Raw genomic sequence first — 16,595 nt, forward strand, 5'->3', positions numbered from 1 at the left:
TTTCCGACAAGGACTGTGAATGAACATCCGCTCGATATTCCGCCAGGGCCTTCCCGGCATGCTGCTGGCCGCATCGATGATTCCCGGCGACGCATCGGCCGCGCCGTCGCTCGCGGGGACGTGGACGCTGGTCGCGGCGGACGTACAACATCCCGACGGCACGGTCGGCCGCGACTATGGTGCCGATCCGAAGGGGCTGCTGCTGATCGACATGCACGGGAACTATTCGCTGCAGATCTTCAGGTCGGAGCGCCCGCGCTTCGCGTCGAACGACAAGGCGACCGGCACGCCGGACGAATTCCGTGACGCCGTGCTCGGCTCGAGTACCCACTACGGCAAGCTGACCGTCGATCCGGCGAACCACACGCTGGCATTTCACATCAGCAACGCGTCGTACCCGAACTGGATCGGGCAAACGCAGACGCGAAGCTATCAATTGAAGGATGGTGAGTTGAGCTACCGCGTGCCGCCGCGTGCCAACGGCGACATCCCGATCTCGGTGTGGCGACGGGCGGATTGAATCGGGAGGGCGTTCGACGCGAGTGGCATACGGGTGCGATCGCCGACGTCGCGCAGCAGGGTGAGGACGGACAGGTCGATTTCGAGTGCGTCGCCGTCGACGTGCAGGATGGCGGTGTGTTCCTGCATCTGCACCTGCCGGATCTCGCGCCCGCGCAGCCATTTTAGGGCGGCGAAGAGCCCCTTTCTCGCCCTGGGCGCGGCGATGCCGAGCGCGGTCAGGATCGTGACCGCATTGGCGGGCGCCGTGCCTTCGTTGCCGCTCAGCATGTCGCGCATGCGGCCGAGCAGCGAGGTCGCGAGCGTGAAGTCGATGCCGACGCTGCCGGTCTTGAAGCTGCCGCGCACATTCACTTGCGGCCGAACCTGATTGCCGCACAGCGCGCGGGTCGACGCGTCGAGCAGATCCCCGATGGCAAGCAGCGCGGGCGCGAGTTCGCGCACGTCCATCTCGGACGATTCGAGTGCGGGCCCGTCGTACGTGACGCGGAATCGGCTCATGGCGTCGAGGGGGCCGGGATCGGCCGGGCCGGTACGGTTTTCATCGCGAGCGGTCATGTGGAAAGTTGGCTGATGACGTGGACGATACCCGAAGCGCATGCTTTCGGATGCCTTTCATGTTGGGTGCTAACCACCGGCCGCGGGCGATTTTGGCCGTCCGGCCAAGACGACGCCCGGACGCGTCCCGGCCGTACCCGGCACACGCCGAACTTTTCCGATACTTGCCCGGTCACAACCGCCAGCTTGCGGGCGCGCCGGCACCCGCAATGCGCTTCCGGCCCCGGTATTCCCCGGCCCGCCCCGTCCGCATATCATTCGCACATCGCGCACCTGCCGATCGCAGGCGCAGCACACAGGGATTCTCGATGGACACCAAACGATCGCGGCCGGGCCTCGTCGCCGCGCTGCTCTGGGCGGCGCTGTATCTCGCGACCGGCTACATCTCGCACCAGTTCAACGGCCCCGTCCGGCTGACGGGCTACATCTGGCTGCCGGCCGGCGTGACGGTCGGCGCGTTCATGCTGCGGCCGATGCGCGGATGGCTGACGCTGGCCGGCGCGTTCCTGGTCGGGCAGCTCGCGCTGACCGGGATCGAACACGGCAGCCTGGTCAACGCGGTGCTGTTCACGGCCGACGAGGTCGGCGCGGCCGCGCTTGCGGTGTGGCTCGTCCAGCGCGTGCGCTTTTCGCTCGAAGGGCTGTATTTCCTGCGCTCGGTGATCCTCGCCGGCTTGATCGCGGGCGTGATCGGTGCGATCGGCGGCGCGGCGTGGTACACGATGGTCAAGGGCGCGCCGTTCTTCGACGTGTGGTCGGTGTGGGCCGCGTCCGATTTCGTCGGCGTGCTGCTGGTCACGCCGGTGCTCGCGTCATGGTCGCGCTTTCGCGCGCACCGCTCGGGCGACCACGAGCGCTTCGATCTCGTGCTCGGCCTGGTTTCGTTCGTGCTGCTCGCGATCGTCGCGCTCGTGATCTTCGACGGCGACACGTCGCAGAAATTCGGCACGGGCGCCGGCTTCGCGCTGACGTATATCCCGCTGTTCCTCACGGTCGCGGTGACGCTGCTGCTCGGCGGCCGCGCGGGCTCGTCGTCGGTGCTGGTGCTCGCGCTGATCGTGATCGAGCAGACCGCGCAGGGCGACGGCCCGTTCGCGTCGTTTCACGAGCATTACGGCAGTGCGCTGCTCGAGGCGCAGCTCTATCTGGCGGTCGCGTCGCTGCTGGTGCTGACGGTGAGCACGCTGAAGACGACGCGCGAACGCGTGCACGAACATGCGGCGGTCCTGCAGAACAACATGGAGCTCGCGCTCGCGAGCGCCGGCCAGATCGCCTACGTGCTCGATCCGGAATCGGGGCGGATCGAGTGGAGCGGCGACGTCGAGCGCGTGTTCGGCGTCGGCGTCGATGCGGCACAGATCGCGAGCGTGCCGGGCGTGCTCGAACGCGTGCAGCCGGGCGATCGCGATGCGCTGCGCGACTACTGGAATGCGGAGATCGCCGGCGAGGATCGCGCGTCGCTGTCGCTGCGTATCGTGCAGCGCGACGGCGGCACGCGGACGATCACCGATCACGGCGCGCCGCTGCTCGATTCGAATGTCGACGTGACGGTGGTGGCGGGCGTCTGGCAGATCGAGCGCGTGTGGCCGGCGGACGAATGAGCGGAGACGCGTCATGACGGGCCGCACGGGCGTCCTGCTGATCCACGGGCTCGGCGGCACGCAATACGATCTCGGTTCGCTGCACAAGGCGATGCGGCGCGCGGGCGGCGATACGCACATGATCACGCTGCCGGGGCACGGCACGCGCCCCGAGGATCTGGTCGGCGTGCGCGCGGAAGCCTGGCTCGACGCGGTGACCGGGCAGTATCGCGCGCTGGAAAACGAGTACGACACGCTGCATGTCGCGGGCATGTGCATGGGCGCGCTGGTTGCGCTGCTGCTGTGCCATCGCGTGCAGCATGCGCGCGGCCGGCTCGCGCTGCTGGCCACGCCGGTGTTCATCGACGGCTGGTCGACGCCGTGGTACCGGGCGTTGCGGCATGTGCTGTACCGCGTGCCCGGTGTCGCGGAGCGGATGCGCGTCGAGGAAGGCGATCCGTTCGGCATCAAGAACGCGACGATCCGCGCGATCGTGAAGAAGAAGTTCGAGCGGCAGGACAGTTTCCACTATGCGTGGGTGCCGCTCGCATGCGTGCGCCAGGTCGACCGGATGCGCGACTGGGCACTCGACGCCGCGGCCGGCACGCCGTGCCCGACGCTCGTGCTGCATGCGCGCGAGGACGAACTGACCAGCCTGCGCTCGGCCGATTTCCTGCTGGAAAAGATGCCCGATGCGCGCGGGATCGTGCTGGAGAACAGCTACCACATGATCTGCGCGGACAACGACCGCGACGACGTCGCGCGCCACGTGCTCGAATTCTTCGGGTTCGATCCGGTGCATGCGGTCAGCCCGGCGATGGCGCGCAGGATGGGGCGGCTGGAGACGTGACGGCGAAGCGCCCGGCGCGGGATGCCCGATATCGGCCGCTCCCGGCGCGCATCGGTTGACGCATGCGCGCCGGGGCGTCGCGCATTCAGACCGCTTCCGTCGCGCGGCGAGCCAGCAGGGTCGAGGCGGCCAGCTGGCTGCGTACCGCATCGATGGCCGCGTCGTCTGGCGCATGGCCTTCAAGGTAGATGAAATCCACCGTCGAGATGCCGATGACGGCCAGCACCTGCTTCAGGTACGGGGTCAGGAAATCGGGCTGCCGTGCCGCTGCCCCCGTGCAGATGCCGCCGGAGCGCACCAGCACGAGCACGGGACGATCGGCGAGCAGGCCGAACTTGCCTTCCGGCGTGGACGTGAACGTGCGGCCGATACGCAGCACGTAATCGATCCACTGCTTCAGCACCGCAGGTACCGTGAAATTGTGCATCGGCGTGCTGATCAACAGGCCGTCGCTGCGCTCCACTTCCGCGATCAGTTGTTCGGAGCACGCGAGCGCGGGATCGGAATTCGGCTGCCGCGCGACCAACGCATGCGCATAGGCGGCCGAGATCGCAGGCAACCCGGGTTCGCCGAGGCTGCGCGACACGATCCGTGCGTCGGGGCGGGCCGCCTGCCATTGCGCGATGGCGTCGCGCGCGATGCGCGCGCCCAGCGAATGACTGCCATGCGGACTGGCATCGACAAAAAGAAGGTTGTTCATCAGGGCGCCTGCAGAGACTGGCTGAAATGCATGCCGCGGGACAGCATCCCCTGGCGGAAATAGAAGCGCTGCGCGAGCGCGTTGGACAAGCCGGTATCGAGTATCAGGTACATGCAGCCGTGTTGTCGCGCGTCGTCGCGCACCGCATCGAGCAGCCGCTCGCCCAGCCGTTGACCGCGCGCGTGCTCGGTCGCGACCAGATCGTCCACATAGACGAAGCGGCCGTACACCGTGTTTTCAAGGTGACGGTATCCCGCCAGCGCGACGACCGCATCGTCGGGGCTGGTATCTCGTGCGGTCAGCAGCACATAACCTTGTTCGGCCTGGCGGTGCATCTGCCGCACGAACGCATCGACATCGGTCAGGTGCGGGCGCAGCTCGCGCATCACGTCGAACGCCGACCGGTAATCCTCGTCCGTCACGGCGCGTTTCAAATGGATCTCTGGCATCACGATTGCTCCAAGGTAACGTCGTTACTTTACGAACCGGATGACGTATCCTGAAGGGTCAAAAAATGACTATTTGACTGGGACATGAACTTCGACGATCTGATGCCGGACCGTCATCTCGACATGCCGGTCTATCGGCAGTTGTACCGGCGCTTCCGCGATGCGATCGAGACGGGCAAGCTTGCGCCGGGCAAGCGCGTGCCGTCGGTACGGAGTCTGGCCAGCGAACTCAATCTGGCACGCGGCACCGTCGAAGCGGCCTATCAGATCCTCATCGGCGAAGGGTACCTGGTCGCACGCGGGCCGGCCGGCACCGTCGTGTCGCCCCAGTTGCCGGATGGCCGGCAGCCGCGCGCCCTCGCAGCCAGGCCGGACGAACCGCCGCGCGGCGATCCGGCGGCGCGCGAGCCGAAGCCGTTCCAGATGGGCATTCCCGCGCTCGATGCGTTTCCGCGCATGCCGTGGATACGGTTGACGGGGCGTCATGTGCGGACGATGGCGACCCCGTCGCTCGACTACGCGCCGCCGCAGGGGCTCGACGCGCTGAGGCGCGCGCTGTCCGCCTATCTCGGCGTGTCGCGCGGCATCGACTGCTCGGCCGGGCAGATCTTCATCACCGCGGGGTATCGCGGTGCGCTGGATCTGATCTGCCGGACCCTGCTGCGTCCTGGCGACACCGGGTGGTTCGAGGATCCCGGCTATATCCACGCCCGGCGCCTGCTCGAGCACGCGGGCATGCGGCTCGTGCCGGTGCCGGTCGACGACGACGGCTTGTGCGTGGAAGCGGGGCAACACCGTGCGCCCGAAGCACGTTTTGCCGTGGTCACGCCGACCCATCAAAGCCCGCTCGGCACCGCGCTGTCGCTGCCGAGACGCCTGGCATTGCTCGACTGGGCCCGTCAGCAGCGGGCCTGGATCGTCGAGGACGACTACGACAGCGAGTTCCGTTACCACGGCCGCCCGCTGCCCGCGCTCAAAAGCCTGGATCGCCACGACCGCGTGCTTTACACCGGATCGTTCAGCAAGGTGCTGTATCCGGGCTTGCGGCTGGGCTATCTCGTCGTGCCCGACGCGCAGGTCGAGGCCTTTCGCGACACCGCCGGCTGGCTCGGCGGCAGCGGCCAGATGCTGATGCAATCCGTCGTCGCCGACTTCATGGAACAAGGGCACTTCGCGCGCCATCTGAAGAAAATGCGCGCGCTCTACGCAACCCGCCGCGCGTGGCTGGTCGATGCGCTGGTCAAGGTCTTCGGCGATACGCTGCATGTGCCACCCCGCGCGGGCGGCCTGCATGTCGTGGCGTACTGGCGCACGGCTATCGACGATCGCGCCGTCGCACGCATGGCCGACCTGCAGGGGTTTTCCATCCAGCCGCTGAACGACTGGAGCCCGAGCGGCCGGATGCCGCCCGGCATGTTGCTCGGCTTCACGAACCTGACGTCGGCGCAGCAGGCATTGACCCAGGTTCGACGCCTGCACCGGCTCGTTCGCGCGTGAACTGCGTGTGGCGGTAACGCACCGGTAGGGCGCCGGAGTACGTGCGACTGGCGCCACGGTTTTGTGACTGTGTGACCAAGTTACTGCGACTGCCCTACGCATTGTCGACTACACCTCGTGACGTCGCCGTCCGGATTCATACGTCGTAGGTCGCGTGTTCGCGTAGGGTGCACGGCCGGTACCATGCTGTTCCGACTTTCGACCGAGTCGACGTAACCGACCTGGCTTGCAACTCCGACGGCGGCTGCCGGCCATCTACGGCCGTTCGTCCACGCGGCCACGAGGACATTGGAACGTCGGCTTGACCAACCATAGCGGTCGTTCGTTGGGCAATGCAATTCGACGGCTCGTTTGCCTTAACCGTACCGGCGACGTTACAGCCGGCACCGGTTCAATTTGTCGGGCCACTTGTTCACCATTGCCTTCACGCCATCCTGACGCCGGCGCAGGTTGTGGCGACTGGCTAGCGCGCCGCTATCAGTCATTCTTTGCAGACTTCCAAATCATTGGCTGGATTTTTATCTATTGCGGTGGAACGCGCTGGCACATGTCCGAATGGTAAGCGCCTCGCCAAGGCCGTTTCCCGTTCCGCACGCTTGGCATGCATGATCCCGGGCTAACCTGGGCATCGCATGAGATCGCGTCCACGATCGCCAATCATGGAGACGATCGCGATTTGTCCGCCGGTGTCCGAGCTTGGCCGAGTCCCAGCATTGAAACACATCGCGTTTTCGCCGGAAGCCAATATCGACGAGCGCAAAGAGGCTCTTCGTCTACGCTCCACGGTTTGGCGAGATCCGCGCCGTGTCGTGCATGAAACATATTTCGATTTTCCCAACCAAGCCATAACCAATCGCCGGCTTTTTTTCAATGAAATCAATGCACAAACACGTCGGGCACGCCTATAGCTTGGATACGCAGGCGCCGGGGAGGGGCGAGGGTTAGTGCGTTTGTAGACAAAGCCCGCATACCTCCAGTCAATTGGACTTGATCGGTGCGCGCGTCATGAGCACGACGTATCCGAACAGTCTGTCGGTAGCCTTCGCGGCAGCTTTGGCCCTGGCTGCGACAGATTGCGAGGTGGGCCATGTCCCAGGAAGGGGATCAAGATGGAATCCGCACGCAAAGTAAATAGCGGTGGGCGCTACTACGTTCACCGCGTCCTGATGGCTTTCGCCCTTTTGGCTGTCGCGGCCTTCCAGCCTGCCTCCGCCCAAAGTGTCACCATACAGGACCTGGGCACGCTCGGTGGCAACTCTAGCCAGGCTGCCGGGATCAACAATCGCGGCCAAGTGGTGGGCCAAGCGGACATCGCGAGCGGGGACACGCATGCCTTCTTGTTTGAAGGTGGGGTGATGACCGACCTCGGCACGCTCTCCGGTAGCGGATCCAGCCAAGCTTACGCAATTAACGAGCGAGGCCAAGTGGTCGGAAGTTCGACTATCAGGAGCGTCGGGCCTACGGACGCTTTTCTGTTTGAAAAAGGGGTGATGACCGGCCTGAACATCGCTATTGACAGCCGCGTCGACGCTACCGGCATCAACAATCGCGGCCAGGTGGTCGGCAACTCTGGCCCCAGACACGGTCGTCCACATTCAGCGGCTTTTCTGTATGAAGACGGGGGGGTGACCTGGCTCCCCGGTGCCGCTTTTAGCGTAGCGACCGGGATCAACAACCGCGGTCAAATCGTGGGTTGGGCGGTTTTCACAACCGGGCCCGCACATGCTTTTCTGTTTGAAAGCGGGGTGATGTCAGACCTCGGCACGCTCCCCGGTGGCGCTTATAGCGCGGCTTTCGGGATCAACAACCTCGGCGAGGTGGTCGGCGAGGCGAGCACCGCGAACGGGCCCCTGCACGCCTTTCTGCTTCGCAACGGGGTAATGTCCGATCTCGGTACGCTCCCCGGTGGCACTTATAGCGCAGCTTTCGGAATTAACAACCGTGGTGCGGTGGTCGGCGAGGCGAGCACCGCAAGCGGAGCCTTGCATGCTTTTCTGTTTCAAGGCGGGGTGATGTCCGATCTCGGTACGCTCCCGGGTGGTACCTTCAGCCGAGCTTTGGGGATTAACGATCATGGACAAGTGGTTGGCGTCGCGAATACTGCGAGCGGAGCCATGCACGCTGTTCTCTGGACGCCATAGACGGAAACAGGCTTGCCGGGATGTGCGTGAACACCATCGTGTTGAGCAAGCTCGGTAAGCACCTCACGACGGCCATCCACAACGTGGGTGCGTCGATTGCCCAGAACGGGAAACACGCTTTTCTGTATGACAACGGGGTGATGGCGGACCTGGGCGTGCTGCTCATGACTGGAAGACGGCGATGAACCAGTTCGCCATCCTCTACGAGGATCGATTCGTTCGACCATCCGTGTGAATCTCAACCCGCCTTGAACACGGAAATTCTGACACCCCCAGCGACGGAGTCAATCGCGCGGTGCTATGGAGCCGTTAGCATTTTCGGGGTGCCAGTCAAGATCATTGAACGGCAAAGCGGCCAAGGAGCCGGAGCATGATTGACCCGTCATGACCTAACTGAGCGGCCCCGGTTTTCGTGCCAAAGGCAATGGCAGTCTTCGGCTTTCGTGATCCGCAATTTAAGCGGTTCCGATAAAAGAGATTGCCATTCACTGCGAGCCAACGGCTCGAGCACGCGCCGGCGAATCCAGCAAGCGAATGGCCGCTGTGCCACCGGAAGAGACAGCGAGGCGAGCTGTTGTCGAATGAGCGAGAAGGGTCGACTGCAGCCAATCGGGCGCAACGAAAACCCACTACTTTGGCGCCGCGGTAAACCAATCGCACGAACTCTGACGCTCCGCCCCGGCACCGGTGGCGCAACTGGAAGTAAGTCGCTGATTTTCCGCGCACACCGTTGCCGATACTCTGGCGTCCTACGACACCGGCAACCCGGGCCGCGCACGCCGGTTGTCATCGGCGCGTGACGCCGAGCCGGGGTGACGCCGTTACCCGGCCTCCGGTCGCCGCGCGATCCGGGCGCGGGTGGCAGGCGACGCAAGACAGGTGGCCACCGCTTCGTAGCCGGGTGCGCCGGGGTACGGTGCGACGCGGGCAGGCGGGCTATGGTTGGCGGGACACAGAATGATCGCTTCGTCGGGCCCGACAGCCGACAGATCCAGCATCGCCGACGAGCGGGTCAGCATGAACAGCGGCCGCATGCCGTCGGCCCTGGCGCGTCGGCGAAGGCACGCTATCAGCGCCGCCTGCGTCGGCTGGTCGAGCTCCTGTTCGATCATGTCGACGACCCGAGCGCCGGCGCCGTCCGCCTCGAGGCCGGCGAGCAGCACGGTCAGCGCCGCGGACGGCGTGGCGCCTTCGTCCGCGAGCCATGCCGACGTGCGCTCGACGCGTGCCTTCAGCGCCGGATCGGCCTGCAACGCGGCGAATGCCGCCGCGCCACCGTCGTCCAGCCGGTCCAGCCCGATGAACGCGGCGCCGGGCAATGCCTCGGCCAGCCGATGCGCGAGACGGGTCTTGCCGCTGCCCAGCGAACCGATGATGTAGTTCAACGGACGGATATCGCGCCACTCGAACCATTCGCCGCCCCACGGCCAGGGGAGGCTGAATGCGACGCCAGTGGCCGCCGGATCGAGCAGGCGAGTCAATTCGCCGTCGTCGGGCATCCGGCCGCGCGCGAGATCGGCGCGGATCGCGCGAACCCTGTCGACCTTGCCGACCAGATCCTGAATGCCGCGCTCGAGCGCCGCTTCATGGATCGCCAATGCGTCGCTCAGGCTGCGGGCGTCGCCGTCCAGCACGCTCGCGACCTGGGCGAGACTCAGACCGAGCGCGCGCAGCGCCGCGATTTCGGCCGCACGCGCCAGATCGTCCGGGCCGTAGGCCCGGTATCCGGCCACCGTCCGCCGGGGCGTGACCAGTCCTTGCCGCTCGTACAGCCGCAGCGCCTTGACCGATACGCCGAGCCGCGTAGCGGCTTCCGATGCGCTCAGGCCGCGCGTGACATCGCTCATGGGGCACCTTCGGGTCGTCGATTCGTGACGACCAGCATAAAGGCGATCCCTGGGGCCGGGTCAATCGGGGGCCTGCATGTTTCTGGCCGGCCGCGATGCGGGAGCGCGCGCGTCGAGCCGCCGATGAACGGCGCCGCATATCTGGGAGAATGCGGTTGCGCCGGTTCACGGCCGTCGCGGCAACGGCAGGGGATTCAACAGGTGAAGAATTGACCGACAACGAACAACTTTCGCTCCACCGCGAGAGCCGCTTCTGGCGGCTGTCGCTCGTGAGAGGGTGGATCCAGGGACATGGCCGCGACGGCTATTCGTTCCGCCTGCTGCTGTGGCCGCCGGTGATCGTGTTCGTGCTCGAATTCGTCTGCATGATCTTCGATGCGCTGTACACCAGCATCGCCGTCAGCGCCGTCGCGACGCTGTTCCTCGGCTTCGCCGGGTACCACGGCGCGCAGCGCGAGTGGCTGGTGCCGTCCGCGATCACGCGCGCGCTCGTGAAGGCACGCATGAAGAAGGCGGCCGAGCGGTTCTCGTCGCTCGGCGTGGGCGCGACCGTGCTCGCGATCTTCGTCGCCGCGACGTCGCTGTCGCTCGTGATGTCGGGGCAGCCGGTGCTCGACAGCGTCTCGAAGGATGCGGTGTCGATCTTCATCGCGCTGGTGTTCCTGCCGGTATACGTGTCCGGCGCGGTGCGCAAGCTGGCGATCGCGCGGATCGAGGAAGTGGAGGCGCTGCGCAACGCGACCCTCGGCACCCGCCTGAAATTCGACCGGGCCGGCGCCGTGCGCGCGGTCGTCGTGCAGGGCGCGGCCGGGAAAGGGACGGTGTCGGTGCTGGAGTACACGGTGCTCGGGTTCAACCCGCCGCTCGAACAGGTCGGGCGCGAACCGCGCGCGTGACGGCGTAAAGGCAGGCGGCGTCTCAGGCCGGAAAGCGCTCGTTTTCAGGCGTTGGCGCGAGGTTGTCGGGCCACTGCACTTCGAACAGCGTGCCGCCGGTGCCGGTCGGCACGCAGACGGCTTCGCCATGATGCGCATGGGCGATCGCCGCGACGACGGCGAGCCCGAGGCCGCTGCCGCCCGGCTGCGTGTCGTCGGCGCGCCGGAAGGCCTTGAACACGTGCGGCGCGAAATCGGCCGCGATGCCGGGGCCGTCGTCCTCGACGCGCAGCCGGCACATTCCTGCTTCGATGCGCGTCTGGATCCGGATCGCGCCAGGCACAGCATGGCGGCGCGCGTTTTCCAGCAGCGCCAGCAGCGCCTGACGGATGCGCACCGGGTCGCAGCGCATGGGCCGCGTGTCGAGATCGAGCACCGGATGCTGGCCGGCGGCCTGCAGCGCGTGCGCAAACACGTCGACCACGGCGAGCACCTCGGCGGCCAGATCGGCGTCGCGGATCTCGATGCTCAGGTGGCCGCCATCCGCGAGGCTGACCACGCGCAGATCCTCGATCAGCCGCGTCAGCCCTTCGACCTGCGCGAGCAGGCTGCGGAACTGCGCTTCGTCGGGTTTGAACACACCTTCGGCGAGCCCCTGCAGGCGCCCGCGCAGCACCGTGACGGGCGTGCGCAGTTCGTGCGCGATCGCGGCGTTCCAGATCGCCTGCTCGTTGGTCACGCGCTGCAACTCGTCGGCGAGCGCGTTGAAGTTGTCGGCGAGCAGCGCGGCTTCGTGCAGCGAGCGGTCGCCCGCCACCGCGCGTGCGTCGAGATCGCCGCGCGCGACGCGGCGAATGCTGTCCGTGACCGAGTTCAGCGGCACGAGAATGCGGCGCGCGAGATTGACCGCGACCGCCACCGACAGCGCGAGGCCGGCCAGCGTGGTCGAGATCAGCCACCCCCACTCCGGCGCGGTCGGCATCAGGTTCTTCGTGTCGAAATACGTGGACCAGTAATTGAACGCGATGTAGTAGAAGGTGTACGCGGTCACCACCACCAGCACCGTCACGCCGAACGCCATTCCGGCCATCGTCAGCGCGATCTGGCGGCTCAGGCCGTCGAGCTTCAATCGCCGCTCCACAGCTTGTAGCCGACGCCGCGCACGCTCGCCGGCACGCCCTGCACGCCGAGGTCGTCCAGCTTCTTGCGCAGCTTGCTGACGTGGCTGTCCACCGTGCGTTCCAGCGTATCGCCTTCCGGCAGGCAGGTGGCCATCAGCTCGGCGCGGCTGAACACGCGGCGCGGCGCGCGCGCGAGTTGCGCGAGCAGCTTGAACTCGGTGAGCGTGAGCACGAGCGTGTGGCGTGTGCCGCCGGCCTCGACCGTCGCTTCGTGGTGCTCGAGATCGATCTCGAACGGCGCGACCCGCAGCACGCGCTGTTCTTCCTGGCGCGAGCCAGCCATCGAGCGGCGCAGGACCGCCTGCGCACGCGCGACGACCTCGGCCGGGTTGAACGGCTTGACCACGTAGTCGTCGGCGCCGATGCGCAGCCCGGTGAGCTTGTCGATGTCCTGGTCGAGCGCGGTCAGCATGATGACGGGCGTGTCGCCGCGATGACGGATTTCGGCGAGCACCTTCCAGCCGTCGACGTGCGGCATCTGCACGTCGAGCAGCACGAGGTCGGGCTTGAGTTGCAGGTGCAGTTCCAGTGCGCGGCGACCGTCGCCGGCGTGCACGGTGCGCAGGCCGCCGCGCGCGAGATAGGCGGTCAGGATCTCGGCGATCTCGGGTTCGTCCTCGGCGATGAGGACCAGCGCCTGGGTGTCCTGGCCGGCGCTGGAAGGGGTCAGGAGATCAGGCTGGGCCATTCGTGTAAGTCCGTCGGGGTTTCCATCGAATCGCCATACTACCGCATGGGAAAGGCCGTCGATCAGAGGCGGGGCGGCGGCGCGCGCCGGACCGCGTCAGCGGATTGCTTCGAAGGCGGGGCCTCGCCGAATCCGGCCGGTCGGCTCGCGCTTCAACGGGGTGGCATGCCGGTACCGCGTCACGCGCGATCGCGCTTGCCGTGCATCGCCATGATGGTTTGCCGTGCCGCACCCGCGTTAGTCGCTATTTCCCGATCCGTGGAAACGGCGGCCCACCGCAATTCACCCAATGAATACCCCCGGATTCAGAAAATAAAGTTTAAAAATGCGTCCCCGCCCCCTATGCTGAATCCTTCTGATCTGGCGGGCATGCGATGGCTGAACTTTTTCTGGTACGGCACGGGCAGGCGTCCTTCGGCACGGACGACTACGACCGGCTGTCCGCGGCGGGCGAGCAGCAGAGCGTCTGGCTCGGCGAATACTTCGCGCAGCAAGCGCTCACATTCGACCGCGTGATCTGCGGCACGCTGAACCGCCACGCGCAGACGGTCGACGCGATCCTGCGCGGGATGGGCCGGGAAGGCACGCCGGTCGACCGCCATCCGGGCCTGAACGAATACGACTTCCACGGCCTGTTCGCCGCCGCCGCGCACGACTACCCGGCGCTCGCCCGCCTCGCGGCCGGCTCGATGAAGGAACATTTCCGCGCGCTCCGGCAGGTGCTGCAGCTCTGGTCGGAAGACAAGCTCGGCGATTCGGCGCCCGAGACCTGGGCGCACTTCCAGCAGCGCGTGGCCGAGGCCCGCGCGGCCATCCGCCACGGCGGTGGTCAGCGCGTGCTGGCGGTGAGCTCCGGCGGCCCGATCGCGGTCACCGTTCAGCAGGTGCTCGCGGCACCGCCGTCGAGCGCGATCGCGCTGAACCTGCAGATCCGCAACAGCAGTCTTTCGCAGTTTTTCTTCAACGCCGATGCGTTCCACCTCGCGTCGTTCAACGGCATCCCGCATCTGGAGGATCCCGAACGACACGCGCTGCGAACCTATGGCTGACCCACGAACGATCGCGACGATGACGAACCCTACCCAGCAACTCGACGTAGCCCGCCTCACGCGCTATCTGGAAGCGCACGTGCCGGGCTTCGAAGGCCCGGTCGACACGGAGAAGTTTGCCGGCGGCCAGTCGAATCCGACTTTCCTGCTGCATGCGAAGAGCGGCCGCTACGTGCTGCGCCGCCAGCCGCCCGGCGAACTGCTGAAGTCCGCGCACGCGGTCGACCGCGAATTCCGCGTGCTGAGCGCGCTGTCGGGCACCGCGGTGCCGGTCGCGCGTCCGTATCACCTCTGCGAAGACCGCGACGTGATCGGCAGCATGTTCTACGTGATGAGCTTCGAGGACGGCCGGATCTTCTGGGATCCCGCACTGCCGGAACTGCCGAAGGCCGATCGCGCGGTGTGCTACGACGCGTTGCTGCGGACGATGGCCGCGTTGCACGACGTCGATGTCGACGCGGTGGGCCTCACCGACTACGGCCGCCCCGGCAACTACTTCGAGCGCCAGATCGGCGTGTGGACGAAGCAGTACCGCGCGGCGGAAACGGAGCGCCTCGACGCGATGGAAACGCTGATCGACTGGCTGCCGAAGGCGTGCCCCGCCGACACGGGCCGGCCGACGCTGGTGCATGGCGATTTCCGGATCGACAACCTGATGTTCGCGCGCGACAGCTATCGCGTGCAGGCCGTGCTCGACTGGGAACTGTCGACACTCGGCAACCCGCTCGCCGATCTCGCGTATCTCTGCATGTGCCTGCGGCTGCCGTCCGGCGGGCAGGTGCGCGGGCTCGCGGGCCAGGATCGCGCCGAACTGGGCGTGCCGGACGAAGCGGCGATCGTCGCGCGCTATTGCGAACTGCGCGGCATCGAGCCGATCCGCGACTGGCACTTCTACCTCGCATTCAGTTTCTTCCGGCTCGCGTCGATCGCACAGGGCGTGAAGGCGCGCGCGCTGCAGGGCAATGCGTCGAGCGAGCAGGCGCTGCGCGTCGGCGAGATGACCGGGCGGCTGGCCGAACTGGCCGTCGGCGTGATCGACGCGCATCGCTGACGTCGCGGGTTTCACCGCGCGGCGGCACGACAACACATCAACGGAGGAGCGCAGCAACATGGCAACGAATCTGTTCGACCTGACGGGCAAGATCGCCCTGGTGACGGGCGCGAGCCGCGGCATCGGCGAGGAAATCGCGAAACTGCTCGCGGAGCAGGGCGCGCACGTGATCGTGTCGAGCCGCAAGCTCGACGACTGCCAGGCCGTGGCCGACGAGATCGTCGCGGCAGGCGGCCGCGCCGAGGCGCTGGCCTGCCACGTCGGGCGGCTCGAGGACATCGCCGCGACGTTCGAGCATATCCGCGGCAAGCACGGCCGCCTCGACATCCTGGTGAACAACGCGGCCGCGAACCCGTATTTCGGGCACATCCTCGATACCGACCTCGCCGCGTACGAGAAGACGGTCGACGTGAACATCCGCGGCTACTTCTTCATGTCGGTCGAGGCCGGCAAGCTGATGAAGACGCACGGCGGCGGCGCGATCGTCAACACGGCGTCGGTGAACGCACTGCAGCCGGGCGACCGGCAGGGCATCTACTCGATCACGAAGGCCGCGGTCGTCAACATGACGAAGGCGTTCGCGAAGGAATGCGGGCCGCTCGGCATCCGCGTGAACGCGCTGCTGCCGGGCCTCACGAAGACGAAGTTCGCGGGCGCGCTGTTCGCCGACAAGGACATCTACGAGACCTGGATGGGGAAGATTCCGCTGCGCCGCCATGCGGAGCCGCGCGAAATGGCCGGCACGGTGCTGTATCTCGTGTCGGACGCGGCGAGCTACACGAACGGCGAATGCATCGTCGTCGACGGCGGCCTGACGATCTGAGCGCGCGATGAAGATCGACAGCTACGCCGGACAGGCCGTGATGATCACCGGCGCCGCGAGCGGCTTCGGCGCGTTGCTCGCGAGCGAGCTGGCCGCGATGGGCGCGCGCGTCGCGCTCGGCGACCTGAACGGCGACGCGCTCGAACGCGTGGCCGCGCCGCTGCGCGCAGCCGGCGCCGACGTGATCGCGCAGCGCTGCGACGTGCGCGTCGAGGCTGAGGTGGCGGCGCTGGTGCGTGCGGCCGCCGAGCGTTTCGGCCGGCTCGACGTCGGCATCAACAACGCGGGCATCGCGCCGCCGATGAAGGCGCTGATCGACACCGACGAAGCCGATCTCGACCTGAGCTTCGCGGTGAACGCGAAGGGCGTGTTCTTCGGCATGAAGCATCAGATCCGACAGATGCTCGCGCAGCGCGCAGGCGTGATCCTGAACGTCGCGTCGATGGCCGGGCTCGGTGGCGCGCCGAAGCTGGCGGCCTATGCGGCGTCGAAGCATGCGGTGGTCGGGCTCACGAAGACGGCGGCCATCGAATACGCGCGCCACGGCATTCGCGTGAATGCGGTGTGCCCGTTCTACAGCACGACGCCGATGGTCACCGACAGCGATATCGGCGACCGCCAGGACTTTCTCGCGCAGGGCTCGCCGATGAAGCGGCTCGGTCGGCCCGAGGAAATCGTCGCGACGATGCTGACGCTGTGCGCGAAGGAAAACACTTATCTGACCGGGCAGGCCGTCGCCGTCGACGGCGGTGTCTCGGCCTTCTGACGGAACCGGACGAACGAATTC

The 16,595-nt window shown here is 66.7% G+C and carries 17 protein-coding genes and 1 pseudogene; 12 read left to right on the forward strand and 6 right to left on the reverse strand.

Translation table 11 applies throughout. The features are described from left to right. Positions 1-19: 19 nt before the first annotated feature. On the forward strand, positions 20-520 hold the full coding sequence (locus QZM67_RS16620; RefSeq protein ID WP_175022636.1) for a lipocalin-like domain-containing protein: 501 nt from the start codon (positions 20-22) through the stop codon (positions 518-520). 44 nt (positions 521-564) lie between these two features. Here the strand turns inward: QZM67_RS16620 and QZM67_RS16625 are convergent. After that, a pseudogene (locus QZM67_RS16625) lies at positions 565-1,077 on the reverse strand (hypothetical protein); the annotation flags it as partial. A 308-nt stretch (positions 1,078-1,385) separates the two neighbouring features. On the opposite strand from QZM67_RS16625, the gene QZM67_RS16630 reads away from it, so the two are divergent. Both QZM67_RS16630 and QZM67_RS16635 read left to right on the forward strand, forming a co-directional pair. Next, complete coding sequence (locus QZM67_RS16630; RefSeq protein WP_301804918.1) at positions 1,386-2,678, forward strand: MASE1 domain-containing protein; 1,293 nt, start codon at positions 1,386-1,388, stop codon at positions 2,676-2,678. A gap of 13 nt (positions 2,679-2,691) precedes the next feature. Next, positions 2,692-3,507, forward strand: a complete 816-nt coding sequence (locus QZM67_RS16635) for a carboxylesterase (protein ID WP_175022638.1) — start codon at positions 2,692-2,694, stop codon at positions 3,505-3,507. 85 nt (positions 3,508-3,592) lie between these two features. Here QZM67_RS16635 and QZM67_RS16640 read toward each other — a convergent pair whose 3' ends face one another. Both QZM67_RS16640 and QZM67_RS16645 read right to left on the reverse strand, forming a co-directional pair. Beyond that, the gene (locus QZM67_RS16640; protein ID WP_301804919.1) at positions 3,593-4,207 is read right to left on the reverse strand and encodes an FMN-dependent NADH-azoreductase; all 615 of its coding nucleotides are present in this window, start codon (positions 4,205-4,207) and stop codon (positions 3,593-3,595) included. Next, positions 4,207-4,656 carry a GNAT family N-acetyltransferase gene (locus QZM67_RS16645; protein ID WP_175022640.1) on the reverse strand — a complete coding sequence of 150 codons (450 nt, stop codon included), beginning with the start codon at positions 4,654-4,656 and terminating at the stop codon, positions 4,207-4,209. Before QZM67_RS16645 ends, QZM67_RS16640 begins: the two co-directional genes overlap by 1 nt. Before the next feature lie 84 nt (positions 4,657-4,740). On the opposite strand from QZM67_RS16645, the gene QZM67_RS16650 reads away from it, so the two are divergent. The 4 genes from QZM67_RS16650 to QZM67_RS16665 all read left to right on the forward strand — a co-directional run bounded on the left by QZM67_RS16650 (position 4,741) and on the right by QZM67_RS16665 (position 8,479). Next, positions 4,741-6,153, forward strand: a complete 1,413-nt coding sequence (locus QZM67_RS16650) for a PLP-dependent aminotransferase family protein (protein WP_301804920.1) — start codon at positions 4,741-4,743, stop codon at positions 6,151-6,153. Positions 6,154-6,812: 659 nt separating this feature from the next. Next, on the forward strand, positions 6,813-7,061 hold the full coding sequence (locus QZM67_RS16655) for a hypothetical protein (RefSeq protein WP_175022642.1): 249 nt from the start codon (positions 6,813-6,815) through the stop codon (positions 7,059-7,061). A gap of 201 nt (positions 7,062-7,262) precedes the next feature. After that, on the forward strand, positions 7,263-8,294 hold the full coding sequence (locus tag QZM67_RS16660) for an HAF repeat-containing protein (RefSeq protein WP_235995997.1): 1,032 nt from the start codon (positions 7,263-7,265) through the stop codon (positions 8,292-8,294). Between the two features lie 20 nt (positions 8,295-8,314). Then, positions 8,315-8,479 (forward strand): hypothetical protein, encoded by a 165-nt coding sequence (locus tag QZM67_RS16665; RefSeq protein WP_301804921.1) that lies wholly within the window; start codon positions 8,315-8,317, stop codon positions 8,477-8,479. Between the two features lie 636 nt (positions 8,480-9,115). Here QZM67_RS16665 and QZM67_RS16670 read toward each other — a convergent pair. Further along, positions 9,116-10,141, reverse strand: a complete 1,026-nt coding sequence (locus QZM67_RS16670) for a MerR family transcriptional regulator (RefSeq protein ID WP_301804922.1) — start codon at positions 10,139-10,141, stop codon at positions 9,116-9,118. A 209-nt stretch (positions 10,142-10,350) separates the two neighbouring features. Here QZM67_RS16670 and QZM67_RS16675 point away from each other — a divergent pair, with 209 nt between their 5' ends. Further along, complete coding sequence (locus tag QZM67_RS16675; protein ID WP_301804923.1) at positions 10,351-11,037, forward strand: hypothetical protein; 687 nt, start codon at positions 10,351-10,353, stop codon at positions 11,035-11,037. Between the two features lie 22 nt (positions 11,038-11,059). Here QZM67_RS16675 and QZM67_RS16680 read toward each other — a convergent pair whose 3' ends face one another. Further along, positions 11,060-12,145 carry an ATP-binding protein gene (locus tag QZM67_RS16680; RefSeq protein WP_301804925.1) on the reverse strand — a complete coding sequence of 362 codons (1,086 nt, stop codon included), beginning with the start codon at positions 12,143-12,145 and terminating at the stop codon, positions 11,060-11,062. Then, positions 12,142-12,885, reverse strand: a complete 744-nt coding sequence (locus QZM67_RS16685) for a response regulator (protein WP_301804927.1) — start codon at positions 12,883-12,885, stop codon at positions 12,142-12,144. The genes QZM67_RS16680 and QZM67_RS16685 overlap by 4 nt, the downstream gene beginning before the upstream one ends. 374 nt (positions 12,886-13,259) lie before the next feature. Here QZM67_RS16685 and QZM67_RS16690 point away from each other — a divergent pair, with 374 nt between their 5' ends. Genes QZM67_RS16690 through QZM67_RS16705 form a run of 4 tightly spaced genes read left to right on the forward strand, consistent with a single transcriptional unit; the run spans position 13,260 to position 16,574 of the window. Further along, positions 13,260-13,934, forward strand: coding sequence for a histidine phosphatase family protein (locus tag QZM67_RS16690; RefSeq protein ID WP_301804929.1), 675 nt, complete (start codon positions 13,260-13,262; stop codon positions 13,932-13,934). A 19-nt stretch (positions 13,935-13,953) separates the two neighbouring features. Next, positions 13,954-14,985, forward strand: coding sequence for a phosphotransferase (locus QZM67_RS16695; RefSeq protein ID WP_175022649.1), 1,032 nt, complete (start codon positions 13,954-13,956; stop codon positions 14,983-14,985). A 58-nt stretch (positions 14,986-15,043) separates the two neighbouring features. After that, positions 15,044-15,808, forward strand: coding sequence for an SDR family oxidoreductase (locus QZM67_RS16700; RefSeq protein WP_043179052.1), 765 nt, complete (start codon positions 15,044-15,046; stop codon positions 15,806-15,808). Between the two features lie 7 nt (positions 15,809-15,815). After that, a complete protein-coding gene (locus QZM67_RS16705; protein ID WP_301804931.1) occupies positions 15,816-16,574 on the forward strand; it encodes an SDR family NAD(P)-dependent oxidoreductase in 759 nt (252 codons plus the stop codon). The last annotated feature ends 21 nt before the right edge of the window (positions 16,575-16,595 follow it).

The sequence above is a fragment of the Burkholderia sp. AU45251 genome (assembly GCF_030482905.1).
Classification (GTDB): domain Bacteria; phylum Pseudomonadota; class Gammaproteobacteria; order Burkholderiales; family Burkholderiaceae; genus Burkholderia; species Burkholderia aenigmatica.

Coding starts and splice junctions, on each gene's coding strand:
- QZM67_RS16620 (WP_175022636.1), top strand. CDS start 20: ATGAACATCCGCTCGATATTCCGCCAGGGCCTTCCCGGCATGCTGCTG.
- QZM67_RS16630 (WP_301804918.1), top strand. CDS start 1,386: ATGGACACCAAACGATCGCGGCCGGGCCTCGTCGCCGCGCTGCTCTGG.
- QZM67_RS16635 (WP_175022638.1), top strand. CDS start 2,692: ATGACGGGCCGCACGGGCGTCCTGCTGATCCACGGGCTCGGCGGCACG.
- QZM67_RS16640 (WP_301804919.1), bottom strand. CDS start 4,207: ATGAACAACCTTCTTTTTGTCGATGCCAGTCCGCATGGCAGTCATTCG.
- QZM67_RS16645 (WP_175022640.1), bottom strand. CDS start 4,656: ATGCCAGAGATCCATTTGAAACGCGCCGTGACGGACGAGGATTACCGG.
- QZM67_RS16650 (WP_301804920.1), top strand. CDS start 4,741: ATGAACTTCGACGATCTGATGCCGGACCGTCATCTCGACATGCCGGTC.
- QZM67_RS16655 (WP_175022642.1), top strand. CDS start 6,813: ATGGAGACGATCGCGATTTGTCCGCCGGTGTCCGAGCTTGGCCGAGTC.
- QZM67_RS16660 (WP_235995997.1), top strand. CDS start 7,263: ATGGAATCCGCACGCAAAGTAAATAGCGGTGGGCGCTACTACGTTCAC.
- QZM67_RS16665 (WP_301804921.1), top strand. CDS start 8,315: ATGTGCGTGAACACCATCGTGTTGAGCAAGCTCGGTAAGCACCTCACG.
- QZM67_RS16670 (WP_301804922.1), bottom strand. CDS start 10,141: ATGAGCGATGTCACGCGCGGCCTGAGCGCATCGGAAGCCGCTACGCGG.
- QZM67_RS16685 (WP_301804927.1), bottom strand. CDS start 12,885: ATGGCCCAGCCTGATCTCCTGACCCCTTCCAGCGCCGGCCAGGACACC.
- QZM67_RS16690 (WP_301804929.1), top strand. CDS start 13,260: ATGGCTGAACTTTTTCTGGTACGGCACGGGCAGGCGTCCTTCGGCACG.
- QZM67_RS16695 (WP_175022649.1), top strand. CDS start 13,954: ATGACGAACCCTACCCAGCAACTCGACGTAGCCCGCCTCACGCGCTAT.
- QZM67_RS16700 (WP_043179052.1), top strand. CDS start 15,044: ATGGCAACGAATCTGTTCGACCTGACGGGCAAGATCGCCCTGGTGACG.
- QZM67_RS16705 (WP_301804931.1), top strand. CDS start 15,816: ATGAAGATCGACAGCTACGCCGGACAGGCCGTGATGATCACCGGCGCC.